This window comes from Eisenibacter elegans DSM 3317 (genome assembly GCF_000430505.1).
Classification (GTDB): Bacteria; Bacteroidota; Bacteroidia; order Cytophagales; family Microscillaceae; genus Eisenibacter; species Eisenibacter elegans.
This window is the reverse complement of sequence record NZ_KE387153.1, coordinates 86550-100005: the sequence shown is the minus strand read 5'-3', so window position 1 is coordinate 100005 and position 13456 is coordinate 86550. Positions and strand designations below refer to the sequence as shown.

Annotated in this window: 12 protein-coding genes; 10 read left to right on the top strand and 2 right to left on the bottom strand. The window is 46.2% G+C overall.

All coding sequences use genetic code 11. The features are described 5' to 3' along the window. The first annotated feature begins 239 nt into the window (after positions 1–239). From G499_RS20125 to G499_RS0114065, 4 genes are all read left to right on the top strand, one after another. Positions 240–1502 (top strand): DEAD/DEAH box helicase, encoded by a 1263-nt coding sequence (locus G499_RS20125; RefSeq protein ID WP_035727679.1) that lies wholly within the window; start codon positions 240–242, stop codon positions 1500–1502. After that, positions 1502–2503 carry a hypothetical protein gene (locus G499_RS20120; RefSeq protein ID WP_154658468.1) on the top strand — a complete coding sequence of 334 codons (1002 nt, stop codon included), beginning with the start codon at positions 1502–1504 and terminating at the stop codon, positions 2501–2503. The genes G499_RS20125 and G499_RS20120 overlap by 1 nt, the downstream gene beginning before the upstream one ends. 24 nt (positions 2504–2527) lie before the next feature. Beyond that, entirely contained in the window at positions 2528–3139 is a 612-nt protein-coding gene (locus G499_RS0114070) for a hypothetical protein (protein ID WP_027000472.1), read from the top strand. Positions 3140–3366: 227 nt separating this feature from the next. Further along, positions 3367–4116: a DUF2314 domain-containing protein gene (locus G499_RS0114065; RefSeq protein ID WP_027000471.1), complete on the top strand. Its 750-nt coding sequence runs from the start codon at positions 3367–3369 to the stop codon at positions 4114–4116. Positions 4117–4210: 94 nt separating this feature from the next. Here G499_RS0114065 and G499_RS0114060 read toward each other — a convergent pair whose 3' ends face one another. Continuing rightward, positions 4211–4633: a DUF983 domain-containing protein gene (locus G499_RS0114060; RefSeq protein ID WP_035727785.1), complete on the bottom strand. Its 423-nt coding sequence runs from the start codon at positions 4631–4633 to the stop codon at positions 4211–4213. Between the two features lie 133 nt (positions 4634–4766). After that, positions 4767–5882 (bottom strand): tRNA 2-thiouridine(34) synthase MnmA, encoded by a 1116-nt coding sequence (gene mnmA, locus G499_RS0114055; protein WP_027000469.1) that lies wholly within the window; start codon positions 5880–5882, stop codon positions 4767–4769. A gap of 307 nt (positions 5883–6189) precedes the next feature. Between mnmA and G499_RS21265 the strand changes: the two genes are divergently transcribed. The 6 genes from G499_RS21265 (at position 6190) to G499_RS0114025 (ending at position 13188) form a co-directional block, all read left to right on the top strand. Beyond that, positions 6190–7197, top strand: a complete 1008-nt coding sequence (locus G499_RS21265; protein WP_027000468.1) for a phosphatase PAP2 family protein — start codon at positions 6190–6192, stop codon at positions 7195–7197. A gap of 8 nt (positions 7198–7205) precedes the next feature. Beyond that, entirely contained in the window at positions 7206–7844 is a 639-nt protein-coding gene (locus G499_RS0114045; RefSeq protein ID WP_027000467.1) for a DUF3267 domain-containing protein, read from the top strand. Positions 7845–7956: 112 nt separating this feature from the next. Then, positions 7957–9702 carry a hydroxysqualene dehydroxylase gene (locus G499_RS20110; RefSeq protein ID WP_051296273.1) on the top strand — a complete coding sequence of 582 codons (1746 nt, stop codon included), beginning with the start codon at positions 7957–7959 and terminating at the stop codon, positions 9700–9702. Between the two features lie 5 nt (positions 9703–9707). Then, entirely contained in the window at positions 9708–10364 is a 657-nt protein-coding gene (locus G499_RS0114035; RefSeq protein ID WP_027000466.1) for a transmembrane-type terpene cyclase, read from the top strand. Between the two features lie 5 nt (positions 10365–10369). Beyond that, positions 10370–11716 carry a cytochrome P450 gene (locus G499_RS0114030; RefSeq protein ID WP_027000465.1) on the top strand — a complete coding sequence of 449 codons (1347 nt, stop codon included), beginning with the start codon at positions 10370–10372 and terminating at the stop codon, positions 11714–11716. Next, positions 11713–13188, top strand: a complete 1476-nt coding sequence (locus G499_RS0114025; RefSeq protein ID WP_027000464.1) for a PP2C family protein-serine/threonine phosphatase — start codon at positions 11713–11715, stop codon at positions 13186–13188. Before G499_RS0114030 ends, G499_RS0114025 begins: the two co-directional genes overlap by 4 nt. Positions 13189–13456 lie beyond the last annotated feature (268 nt).

Sequence of the window (13456 nt, the reverse complement as noted above, 5' to 3'; positions counted from 1 at the left end):
CGCCTTTGTCAAAAGTAGGCTTTTGGCAGGGCAAAACCAAACAAACACAGCCTGTCGAACGAGGTGCGAAAACCCCGTGTGCTCAGGACATTTATTTTTGCTTGGATGTTACTTTTGCCCTTTAGAGGCTTTTGGTTATCTTTGACTTCGACCGATAGAGAGGCGCTAATACAGCCCACCTCGTCAATTAGGTTGGTAACACTGACTTCTTTGTCATTTCACATAAAACGCGAGATATTTTGACTTTTACAGATTTAGCCCTTCACTCTGAGCTGCTACAAGGACTGGAGGCCATTGGCTTCAAAGAAGCGACTCCTATTCAGGCCGAAGCCATTCCGGTAGTGCTAGCCAAGCACGATTTGGTGGCCTGTGCCCAAACCGGCACAGGCAAAACGGCAGCCTTCTTGCTGCCCATCCTTCATAAGATTGTTACTGGGCGCGACCAACGGCCACAAGGCGGCATCAATACGCTCATCATTGTACCAACGCGGGAGCTGGTCATTCAGATAGACCAAATGCTCGAAGGCTTGTCGTATTTTACCCCTGTCAGTACCATTGCAATGTATGGCGGGAGCGATTCGGCTTCCTTTAGCCAACAGAAAAAAGCTCTTAGCGAAGGGGTTGATATTGTGGTTGCTACGCCGGGTAAGCTCATCTCTCACCTCAACCTAGGCTATGCCCGCTTCGATACCCTAGAGCACCTCGTCTTGGATGAGGCCGACAAGATGCTCGATATGGGTTTTTATGAGGATATTGTCCGCATTATCTCGTTTTTGCCCAAAAATCGCCAGACTTTGCTCTTCTCGGCGACGATGCCCCCAAAAATTCGCACGCTGGCCAACGAAATCCTACAAACACCTCAAGAAATCAGCCTAGCCATCGCCAAGCCTGCGGAGAGTATCACACAGGCCAGCTATTGGGTATATGACCAACAGAAAACCCCGCTGTTGCATCATATCCTGCGGGTACACGAGCACTTCAAGGCCGTCATTGTGTTTAGCAAACGCAAAGAACAAGTCAAGGCCTTGGCTTCGGCCTTGGCTAATCTTGGGCATAGCGTGCGCGGCATTCAGTCCGATTTGGAGCAAAGCGAGCGCGAAGACATTATCCGTGAGTTTAAGAACAAACAGTTTCGGGTATTGGTCGGAACAGACATCATCGCTCGGGGGCTCGATGTGCAGGGCATCGACTTGGTCATCAATTATGAAGTGCCTACCAATATCGACGACTACGTCCATCGTGTAGGGCGTACGGCTCGTGCAGAATCAGAGGGCTATGCCTTTACCTTTGTGGGAGAGCGTGAGCAGCAAGACTTTTATGCCATTGAGGCTTTCCTTGGTAAGGAAATCACCCGCTTCGATTTGCCTGAGTACATTGGTGAGGCGCCGCCTGTACAAGCTCCGGGAGAGCGCCGTAGGGGAGGCAATAAAGGGCATTTTAAGAAAAAGCGCTCAGGCTCGAACGGGAAAAAACCTGGCAATTACCCTCGAAAAAGCAGCTGATGATGCGTAGTATACACCGGCAGACACTCCAGAGAACCAAGCTCGGCACGATGGACTGGTTTCGAGACAGGATAATGGATTGGGGTGCTGCCGGCACAGCCTATGCGCCCGATGGTGCTTCGGAGCAACTACAAAAGTACCACTTTGCTTTTGGCTTCGATAGCGCCATCAGTACGACGGCAGGCAAGTACGTTTTTTTGTACAAAAAACTCGGCACCAAAGGGCTGCTGCTCAAAGAAGGAGAGGTGTTGCGCGAAATCAACCGGAGCTACTACCAAGCCGAGGTATATGAATATCCGGCGGCTTTTATTACAACGGATACTGGGCAGGTGCTGCTCGCACATTGCCCTAAGGACTATAACCGCCTCGATTTTGAGGATGTAGAAACAGGTGAAATCCTGACGGATAGCGTGGAGCGCCAGCCACAAGATATTTTCCACTCACGACTAGAACTAAGCCCCAATGGACGTTACCTCCTCAGCAAGGCTTGGGTATGGCAACCTTGGGATGTAGTAGAAGCTTTTGAGGTGGCGGCCTGCTTGGCCAACCCCTGCCTGCTCGACCAAGGGTTGTTTGTTCCCAACAGCTTTGGCTCCGAAATTTGTACCGCCAGCTTTATCGATGATGAACGTGTGGTGTTGTATGCCTCCGCAGAGGAGGGTTTTGATGATGAGCAACTGCCCACAGTACCGCCTGACCATCTCGCTATCTGGCATTTGCCTACCAATACGGTGAGTGGTGCTGTGCCCGCAGCCTGCCAATTAGGAACACTTTATGCCATCAACGAGCGTTATTGTTGGGATGTATTTGGGTATCCCAAAGTGATAGACCTACACACAGGTGAGGTGGTGGCCAAGGTTGAAGATATTTTCAGTGGCCAACAATGCTCGGCCATCATCCATTATATTGAGCACACGCTTCCGCTCTTGGCCTATAGCCGCCCATTGGGCAAGCTAGCAGTGCAGGGGCCTGACGGATTGGAGATTTTATCGTTTGTTTGAGTACACCTTATTCCATCATATTTTATGATTCGCATCCCCCTTCATATGGTCGCTGTCTTGTGGTGTTGTTGGGCCTTGGGGCTTCAGAGCGCCTGCCAACCATCAGGCCGACAGTCAACACAAGATGATTTTGAACAAGTTGCTTTTCAAGTATTGGAAGCTTTCCGCAACAAAGATACGGTGGCCATTCAATCTTTGGTTGCTGCGGATCAGGGAGTGTATTTGCTTTTCAGGGCGGGGGTATTTGATGAATATACCAAGATGGTCAGCCTCGACTGGGAGAATGTATACCTGCGTGCGGTGTTGTCTTATGAGCTAACCGATGATTTTACCCTACGCTACGAAAGCCTTCCTGCCTTCGACTGTGATAGCCTGTTGTGGAGCAAACAAGGGTTTTATTGTGACACTACTGCTGTCGACAGACTGCTTTCTACCACTACCCGTAATTTGGTAACTTATCGCGAGGACCCTATTAAGCCCAAAACCATAGAGGCGCTCGCCGCTACCGAAAAAAGCGCACGACGCTTGGTATGGGCCTCTAAAAAAGGGCATAGCTTGGTGTTTTACCTAATCAAACATCAGCAAAAATGGTATTTATGGATGATTGATACCGTTACGACAGATTGTAGTGCGTGATGTTATGTTCCAAGCCTTGGGATTGATTATCAAAGAGACATAGAGTTTTTGATTAGGGATAATAAAACCCGTGGCAAGCAACCATTGGCAACCTAAAAGACAGGCTTAGAGGTGTGAAACAAATGCCAAAACGTATAAAAAGCCCCATTTTGGGGTGAGCCCTTGCCTTCGATGGGTCTTGGCAATAGCTTTACGGGTCAAAACTATTTTCCTTAAATCATACTATAATGTCTGAAACTAAGATTTTTTTTGCCGATGGCGAGCATCCAAAAATGTTGGCAGCCTTCCAACAAGCCCAAGATACGTTCAAATATTTTTGGAGAGAGCTGTCGTGGGAGTATCGCCGAATTGTACCAGGGCTGACGATAGCCTGTGTGAAAGTAGCCTTTCAACAAATCCTTGACGACCCCACACCTACTGTAGAGCATATGTGGATTAATGAGATAGATTTTGATGGATTCAATATCAGCGGAACGCTGATTAACGAGCCACAATCTATCGACAATGTCCGATTAGGTGACCGAGTGGCGATACCGCTGACACAAATCAGCGATTGGTTGTTTGCGATTGGCAACCAAACATATGGCGGTTTCAGCATTCACGCAATGCGCTCGGAAATGGATGAAGCAGAGCGAATAACCCACGACGAGGCTTGGGGGTTTGAATTTGGGGATTATGACAATGTCTTGGTGGTGTCTGGGCAAGATATCAATCCCGAAAATCTAGTAGAGCATCCTATGAGCATCAATATGCGTGAGTCCTTGGTGGAGTTTATCCAAAACTATCCTACCGAGCTGACCGCCCGCGATGACTTGGGTTACACTTTGTTGCATCGGGAGACCATCGCCGGCAACAGAACCTCTATAGAGGTATTGTTGGCAATGGGAGCAGACAAACATGCTCAGACTAACAGCGGCCATACCGCCCGTGATTTTGCCGCCCTGCTGGGGTGGAATCATTTGTTGCCTTTGTTGTAAACAGGCATAGCCCACACCAAATACTAAAAAGCATCTCATTGTTCCGAAACTAGGACAATGGGATGCCTTTTTGTTATATACTTGTGTTATTGAACTAAGCTTTATGTTTATCAGAAAGACGGTCTGGGTCATACTGTACATCTCCGAAGATATAAAGCATCAGCGTGCGGGAGTAGCGCAGCGAAAAACGAGACCAAAACAAGGTCGCCATCGTTACAACCAACATATACACCCAAACGGGTGGGTTGGTGCCAAATATGACCATCCCGATGATATATGTAGCCAAGCTAAAGCTAACAAAAGTGGCTACCGAAAAAGCATAACTTATATACATAGCTCCATCAAAAAAGCGAGGTTCTCGCTCATAACGCAATCCGCATTCGCTACAGTGGGTGTGCATCTTCGCAAAATGCGTAAAACTCCAACCGGTATGGGTAAACATATTGCCTTGGCGACAGCGCGGGCATTTTTGTTGCCATAAGGCCGGCAACAAGCCTACACGAGGAGGGTTGTTCATAGTATTTTGGGGAATGAGGTAAATCGGCGTGTAAAGGTACAAAGAAAGCGGTTTTACCAAGGATGTTTGTAACAATACGCACATAAAAGTAGCCCACCCTACAAATTTTGGGTAGTAGGGTGAGCAAATGGGTTTACAAAGCCTCTTGTTTGAAGTTTTGATGAATCCAGCCGCCGCCAACGAGGTCATCGCCTTCATAAAACACTGCAGCTTGTCCCGGAGCAATGGCCTCTACGGGTTCGTGGAAGAGCACGGTCATCTCGTCTTCATCGGTTTGGCTGATGATGGCTGGCGTGCCGTCATCGTTGTAGCGTACCTTGGTGATGGTTTCGAGCTGTCGGCCTTTGAGGTCTGCATATTTGACCAAATTGAGCTGCCGAGCCACCAAACCATCGCGTTCTAGCCCTTGGCGTGTCCCCAATACCACGCGGTTGTGCACCTTGTCAATGGCCGTTACGAATACGGGGTAGCCTAGGGCAATACCCAAACCCTTGCGCTGACCAACAGTGTAGAAGGGATACCCTTCGTGTTTGCCTACGACAGTGCCATCTTCGAGTACAAAATCGCCTCCGGCCACTTCGCGTTCTAAGTTAGGTAGGCGGCGCTTGAGAAAGCCCCGGTAGTCGTTGTCGGGCACAAAACAGATTTCGTAAGATTCCGGCTTATTGACCAATTCCATAAAGCCATGGTCGGCAGCCATTTGGCGGATTTCGGTCTTGCGAAACTTACCCAGAGGCAGTATAGTACGGGCGAGGCTTTCTTGCGAAACACCCCAGAGCGCATAAGACTGATCTTTGTTTTCGTCCAACCCTTTGGAGATAACATAGCGTCCGTTTTCTTGGCGCAGATTGGCATAGTGCCCTGTGGCAATCCATTGGCAATCGAGCTTGTCTGCTCGGCGCAAGAGCGCATCCCACTTGATATGGGTATTACACAATACGCAGGGATTGGGCGTGCGCCCGTCGAGATACTCGTTGGTGAAGTGGTCGATGACATAGTCGCCAAACTCATTCCGAATATCCAAGATATAGTGTGGAAAACCGAGCGAGACCGATACGTTGCGTGCATCGTTGATTGAATCGAGGCTACAGCAACCTGTTTCTTTCTTTGTCCCCCCTGAGGAGGCATAATCCCAAGTTTTCATCGTCATCCCGATGACTTCGTAGCCTTGTTCGTGCAACATTACGGCTGCTAGGGAGCTGTCGATACCGCCGCTCATGGCTACCAACACTCTTCCGTGTTTGCTCATAAGAGAATGTGGTAAAATGATGTGTAAAGAGAATTTGGGGAAATAAAAAAGGGTTCCAAAAGCCCTCGCACATTCCCGTGCTGCTTTGACTTTTCGCCAAAGCTTATCTCTTAGAACAAGTATCGGACTGCTAGGGTTCGTTAGAAATGTCTTTTTTTATCAAGTGTCTGTGGGCATACAGACACAGGCGTGTGTAGGCGTTGGCAAGTGGTCTGGAGCTCAGGTCTCAGGCAGCCAACAGAGAGGAGCTTTGCAAAGGTAATCAGAAGTTTGTAAGTTTGGCCTAGCTAACCTATGCCGTTTCTTTATGTTTCAAACCGAACTACACCACGCCCTACAAACCTTGGCTCATCCTTTTGTGGTGGCTTTTGCCAATGGCATCAATGCTCTAGGCTACAAGACCTTTTATCTACTGATACTTTTTGTGTTGATTTTTGGGGTAGATTTCAAACGAGGCTTTGTGCTCCTACACGTAGTTGTTTGGAATGCCACCATTACGGTATGGCTCAAAGATTGGCTGCGTTTGCCCCGCCCGATAGATGTAGACTACAGCTTGAAAGTACTCGAAACAAACTACAACAATCCCAACACCCAGTTTCTGCGTTCGGGTGCTCCTAGTTTTTGGGCACCGCTCCCTCCCGAGGTTTTGGCGTATTACCAAGCACAAAAGATGGCCTCCTACGGTTTTCCGTCGGGGCACGTCAGTGGCGCTACTGCTTTCTTTGGCGCTTGGGCCTTGGCTTTTAGACAATGGCGTTGGCTGATTTGGCTGGCATTAGGTGTGATTGTACTGATGCCTTGGGCGCGGATGTTTGTTGGGCAACATTTTCTGGCCGATGTATTAGGTGGTTTGGCCATTGGAAGCCTCATTGTGGCCTTGGCTTATACCTTATGCCTTCATCCCAAGGCACAGGAAAGATTGAGTCTTTGGGATAGAGTCAATGCGCTCAAAATCAGTGATATATGGGTTTTGTATCTGCTACTATCTCCTCTAGCGATTGCGCTTTTGGGTCAGGTGGTTATTGGCGGGCAGTTGATGGGAGCCAATTTGGTGTTTTTGTGGTTATCTCATCGAGGGTTTCCGCAAGACAATGCTACTTGGGTACAACGCCTGTTGCGGGTGCTGCTGGCGCTGCTATTGTATGGAGCTTTGGCGCAAATATTCAAGCGCTTAGATGGCCTTGACTGGCTTCAACATCCAGTATGGCAATTTAGCCTCCATGGGTTAAGCTTCGGGCTCCTGTGTGGGCTGGGGGTAGCGTTGGCGCAACAATGGGGGCTATATGGCTACGTAAAAACCACACACGCAAATTAAAACAAGCAATGAACAACACCACCTATACACCTGATACACTAGCTCAAGAGGGGTTTGAGCTCATCGACAAACTCTCGCATATGGATATGCTCCCCTTTATCCAAACGTATATGCGCCAGCCTACTTGGTATGCACGTAGTTTTACGGCGCTCAATATTGGTGCGATTGCTCTTTGGGGAGTGGCGATTGGTTGGAGCGCGGTATCCCTTCACTGGAGTATTATTTTGCTCCATATCGGCTATGGTATTGGCCTATGCTTTATCCCGATTATCCCCATACACGAATACATCCACGCCCTAGCCTATAAAAGCCAAGGCGCACGACACACCTCTTTTGATGTGGATTGGAAAAACTTCATTTTTATGGCGCTAGCCGATAAGTTTGTCATCAATGGAAGGGCATTTCGGGTTGTTGCACTTGCACCTTTCGTATGTATCAGCATCGCTTTACTCCTGTTGTTGCCTTGGGTCAGTGGGCCGTGGGTTTTGACCCTGATTACCATCTTGGCAGCCCATACTTCTTGTTGTGCTGGCGATTTTGGCCTACTCAGCTACTTCGAATACCAACAAAAACAAGGTTACGAAATAGTAACTTATGATGACAAGATACTGAAAGAATCGTACTTTCTAGGGCGCAAACAAGGATAGGACTGCCAAGCTGTTTTTTTGAAAAATAAAATTTCACAAAAACGGCACTTCGCTTGATGTTTGTGTATATTTGCATGCTAATCATACATCTGTATGAGCAATACACGCATATATGAGCAATACACGCATCGTTATTTTGGGAGGTGGAGTTGCAGGGATGAGTGCCGCGCACGAACTGATAGAACGCGGCTTTGAAGTGCTTGTTTATGAAAAACAAGCCCAATATGTAGGCGGTAAAGCTCGCAGTGTCGATTATTTTGGAGAGGGCTCCAGTCCATATGCGTTACCCCTGCCAGGGGAGCACGGATTTCGCTTCTTCCCAGGGTTTTACAAACACATTACAGACACGATGCAACGTACACCTACTGGCAGAGGGGGGCATTGTGCAGATAATTTGGTGTTCTCCCAAACAGCTATGATGGCCAGCTTTGGCAAACCTCCCTTACTAACCTTGGTCAATTTCCCCAAGTCCTTGAAAGACTTGGAGCTGATGCTCTTTGCTTTTGTAGAAGCCCCAGAGGTTACAGGGCTTACACATGAAGATGCTAGCTTTTTTGCCTCCAAACTGTGGCAACTGATGAGCAGCAGCTTTGAGCGTAGAGCTGATGAGTATGAACGCATTTCTTGGTGGGAGTTTACAGAAGCCGCTGCGCGCAGTAAAGCATATCAACAATACTTTGTGGGTGGGCTTACACGCACATTGGTAGCCGCTAAGGCCGAGGAAGTCAGCACCAAAACAGGCGGTAATATCCTGTTACAGTTGTTATTTTTAATGGCCAATCCTAAAGCTCATGCGGACAGGGTGCTCAACCAACCTACCAACGAAGCTTGGCTTTATCCTTGGAGAGACTACCTGCTACAAAAAGGGGTACAGTACCATCACGGCTGTGAAGTAGTTGGGTTGAAATACCAAGATGGCCAGATTCGCTCAGCAACCATCCAAGATAGTGAGGGAGTCAAAGAGGAGATAACCGCCGATTTTTTTATTTCAGCTATGCCCGTAGAGCGCATAGCTGCGCTTCTGAATGAAGACCTGCTGCAAGCTGATCCTAGCCTAGGGCAATTGACACAACTGGCGCAAGATGTAGCTTGGATGACTGGAATACAGTTTTTTTTGAACAAAGACCTGCCTCTCAATAGAGGACATACTATCTATACAGATTCTCCTTGGGCGCTGACTTCTATCTCTCAGTTGCAGTTTTGGCCTAGTTATGACATTAGCAATCGAGGAAATGGACGAGTACGTGGTATTCTTTCTGTCGATATTTCTGATTGGTTTACTCCAGGGTTGAATGGTAAAAAAGCCGCAGATTGCAGCAGTAAAGAAGAGGTTAAGCAGGAGGTGTGGAATGAGCTGAAACTCAGCCTTAATGTAGAAGGTAAAACCCTATTGAGTGATGACATGCTTGAAGACTATTATCTTGACCGAGACATAGGCTTTAATCAAAATAATAGTGTGGCTATGGGTACAACCAACGAAGAACCACTACTAGTCAATAAAATCAATACTTGGGGCTTGCGCCCAGAGGCATATACTGCTATAAAAAACTTTATGTTAGCCTCGGATTATGTGCGCACACATACAGACCTCGCTACTATGGAAGGGGCTAATGAAGCTGCCCGCCGTGCTGTAAATGCAATTTTGAGCCGTCTCAATTACAAAGGGACATATTGTGGGGTATGGCCTCTTCAAGAGCCAGATGTTTTGCGTGTGTATCGTTGGTACGACTATAAACAATACCAAAAAGGCCGTCCATGGGCTGGAGGAAAGCTGCCCTTTCCGTATAATGTGCTTAATTGGGCGAATTTTGTTTGGGATTTTTTAAGAAGTATTTTTAAGCCTAGAAAATCAAAATAACTATTATGTTGCTAAATATTTGGTTTAACCTTCTAGATTACACGCTTACAGAGCACATATTCTTTGCTATTGGTTGTATCGGCTGGGTCGTTGTATATGCCATTGTCATTAGCAATATCCAAAAACATCGATTTGTCGAAGTGCCTTTTATAGCCATTACGGCCAATTTTGCGTGGGAGTTCTTGTGGAGTTTCGTCTTTATGACAAATATGGGGCTAGCCTATGTATGGGGGTATCGTATTTGGTTTTTTATGGACTGTTGGATTGTATATGGAGCATTTAGGTATGGTGCTTCGCAAATGTCTATTGAGCGCTGGAAGCCCTATTTTCATTACATATTCTTAGGCGCATTAGCTGCGTGGTTTGTAATGTTATATGGTTATATCAAAGTGTATGATGCGCCTGTTACCCAAATGGGTGCCAACTCGGGCTATATCCTCAATGTAATGATGTCAGCCTTGTATATTCCCTTGATGTGGCGTTTATTCGGCACGGAGCGCTTCTCTATTCCTGCGGCCTGGGCCAAAGGCTTGGGCACCTTGCTTATCAGCGTGTTTTGTTTTTTAAAATTTTTCGATTTGTTCTTACTCAGTATGTGTGTAGTTACGGCCATACTTGACGGCATCTACATCTGGCTGATTACCCAAAAGCAGCAAAACTAAGACCTATGAAACCAAGCCCAAACCTCCGCTCTTGGCACCCTTTAGGAAGCGCAGGGCTTTTTCGTAAAGACCCTGTGGCGTTTTTCAAAAAACTGGAGGCACTTGATATGCCTTTGGTGGAGTTTCGGCTGGCCATTCTCCGCTGTACCTATCTCAACAGTGCCTCAGCTATAAAGTATGCCATGCAGACCAATCTTCAAAACTTCAGCAAGGGAGGTATTTTTTACCAAACCGCTCAGGAGATTGTAGGAGATGGGTTGGTTTTTTTGAATGGGGAGGTCTGGAAAAATAGGCGTATGGCACTTAATCCGCTGTTTTATAAACAAAGTATCGAAAGCTATTTTGAGGTGATGTGCCAACAAGCCAGCGCATTGTGTCAAAAATGGGATACCGCAGCAGCGCAAAATCAGCCTGTCAACGCAGTAGAAGACATCCACTACAGTGCTTTTAGTATCGGCGCTCAGACATTGTTTGGCACAGGACTATATGAACAAGAGATACAGACTCTTATCCGCGAAATGGATTTCATGTTGGTGGAGGTCAAACGACGAACAGAACAAGGTATCTCGCTGCCCTTATTTGTTCCTACGCCCAAAAATATACGGCTAAAACGCAGTATGCGAACCTTTGATAGCCTAGTAACGGAGCTTATTGCTAGGCAGTCCTCTGAAAATCAACAATATACACTTATATCTTTACTGCAACACATCAAAGATGAAGCAACCGGAAAGCCGGCCTTGTCAGAAAAAAATATCAAGGACGAAATCAAAGTTTTCTTTGTGGCTGGTACCGATACAAGCACTCATTCTTTGGCTTGGACGCTTTACCTTCTGGCCAAACATCCAGTGGTCTTGCGCAAACTACAACAAGAAATAGATACCGTCGTAGGCGCAGAATCCCTTACTTTGGCGCATACGGAGGCTTTGGAGTATACCGAACAGGTACTTCAAGAGGCGATGAGGCTCTACCCACCGGCTTGGTTGATTAGCAGGTCTGTCGAAACCGATGACCAAGTAGAAGGTTTTAGTATTCGTAAACACACCAATGTCTTTATTTCTCCTTATATGCTGCATCGGCATCCCAACTATTGGGTAAACCCCGACGCATTTGAGCCAGAGAGGTTTGCCGCCGAGCAAAAAGCCTCGATACCCAAAGACGCATATATTCCTTTTGGTATCGGCGGGCGTAAATGTATTGGATTTCGGTTTGCAATGTTAGAGATGAAGACTATCTTAACGCTCCTTGTGCAGAGGTTTGAGTGGCAAATCCCTTTGCCTGACCAAGTAAAGGCAGAGTTTTCATCTACATTAAAACCTCAAAACTTACAATTATTGATTCAGTCTAGATTATGAAGCTAAGTATTTCCAAAATATTTCGACTAAATACACTTGACTCCGAAGAACGTATACAGCGGGTTAGCCTGATTAGGATCATCCTGCTTACTTGTTTTTTTGGCATCCCTTATTCTATTATATACATTACAGCTTTTGGTATTTGGGCTGGTTCCTTAGTAGTGGGTACTTACATTACGCTTTCCTTCCTTAACCTCGGTTATTTTTATTTCACCAATCAGTACAATACCTTCCGCACGATACAGTTGGTACTTATTCTACTACTGCCTCTTAGCACACAAGTAGCCTTGGGAGGGTTTATGAGTTCGAGTGCTGTAGGAATCACTTCTTTGCTTGCGCCAGTAGGAGCACTGATGTTTCATCGTGTCCGTGTTGCAAGGATAATGTTTTACCTATACCTTATTTGTTTGATAACTGCGGGGTTGATAGAATACTTCTTGTTGAGTCAGCAAACGTTGGTGAGCAGGGAAATACAGATTATGTTTTTCGTATTCATTATGCTGGCAGCCAGCATCATTATTTATTTTTTGCTAGAATATGTAGTTAGTCAAAAAAACCAGAGTCAGGCAATCGTATTAGCGCAAAATAAAGATTTACTCATCAAGCAAGATGAAATATCGGCTAGCAATGAAGAGCTACAACAACAACGCGAAGAAATGCAGGCCTTGCTTGATGTAGTACAGGGTCAAAACGAGGTTATCAAGCGTAATAATGAAGACCTAACGGCTAGCATCACCTACGCAAGCCGCATACAAGGAGTTTTGCTACCCACCGAGCAAAAAATGCTAGACTTGTTCCAACAACAGTTTTTTGTACTTTACCATCCTCGCGATATCGTTTCTGGAGACTTTTACTGGTGTGAGCAAGTCGAAGATAAAATTATTCTGGCTGTAGGAGACTGCACCGGCCACGGAGTACCAGGCGCATTTATGTCTATGCTTGCCATTGCAGGACTTAACAGTGTGATATTTCAAGAAAAAATAACTTCGCCAGAGTTGATACTCAATGCCCTACACCGATATATCTACCAGTCTTTGCGCCAAGACAATAAGATGAATGTTGATGGGATGGACATCTTGCTAGTATCTATCGAGCCAGAGCAGATTTCGTTTGCAGGAGCGATGAATAGCTTGTTTTATTTGCAAAAAGGGGTTATTTCAGAGATAAAAGGAGATAAAAAACCTATCGGTGGTGAGCAGTATGGCAAAGTCCGCGAGTATACCAAACATCATATTCCCAAACTTGATAGCCCTACCATCTTGTACCTTAGCACAGATGGCTATCGCGATCAATTTGGAGGCCCTCAGGGCAAAAAACTAATGAAAAGTACTTTTGTGGAGTTGCTCGCAAAGCATCATACGCATCCTTTTGATACACAAAAAATCATTCTAGATACTACTATTCAAGAATGGATGAAGGAATCTAACGAGTCTCAGGTGGATGATATCTTGGTGGTTGGCTTATGTGTTTGAGGGCTTTCAAAAAGACTTCCCCCGCCACAAAATCCCGCAAATATTCCAGACACTTAGCTGGTTATGTGGCCAGTGGTGAAGGGTAGATAAAGACTCTTTGAGAAGAGGTTTTTTAAAAGCTTGTGTTTCAGTTGATTACAAAGGAGTACCGCTAACAATATTTTTTTTGCCCTAACACCGCCCAACGCCCGAAAAGTTTGTATAATTGCAGCCTGAAAGCACAGCCAAAAACGCTTATTCCCCTTAATATTCTAACACTTTTCAATTT

Coding starts and splice junctions, on each gene's coding strand:
- G499_RS0114070 (WP_027000472.1), top strand. CDS start 2,528: ATGATTCGCATCCCCCTTCATATGGTCGCTGTCTTGTGGTGTTGTTGG.
- G499_RS20110 (WP_051296273.1), top strand. CDS start 7,957: ATGAGCAATACACGCATCGTTATTTTGGGAGGTGGAGTTGCAGGGATG.
- G499_RS0114060 (WP_035727785.1), bottom strand. CDS start 4,633: ATGAACAACCCTCCTCGTGTAGGCTTGTTGCCGGCCTTATGGCAACAA.
- G499_RS20120 (WP_154658468.1), top strand. CDS start 1,502: ATGATGCGTAGTATACACCGGCAGACACTCCAGAGAACCAAGCTCGGC.
- G499_RS0114045 (WP_027000467.1), top strand. CDS start 7,206: ATGAACAACACCACCTATACACCTGATACACTAGCTCAAGAGGGGTTT.
- G499_RS0114065 (WP_027000471.1), top strand. CDS start 3,367: ATGTCTGAAACTAAGATTTTTTTTGCCGATGGCGAGCATCCAAAAATG.
- G499_RS0114030 (WP_027000465.1), top strand. CDS start 10,370: ATGAAACCAAGCCCAAACCTCCGCTCTTGGCACCCTTTAGGAAGCGCA.
- G499_RS0114035 (WP_027000466.1), top strand. CDS start 9,708: ATGTTGCTAAATATTTGGTTTAACCTTCTAGATTACACGCTTACAGAG.
- G499_RS0114025 (WP_027000464.1), top strand. CDS start 11,713: ATGAAGCTAAGTATTTCCAAAATATTTCGACTAAATACACTTGACTCC.
- G499_RS21265 (WP_027000468.1), top strand. CDS start 6,190: ATGTTTCAAACCGAACTACACCACGCCCTACAAACCTTGGCTCATCCT.
- mnmA (WP_027000469.1), bottom strand. CDS start 5,882: ATGAGCAAACACGGAAGAGTGTTGGTAGCCATGAGCGGCGGTATCGAC.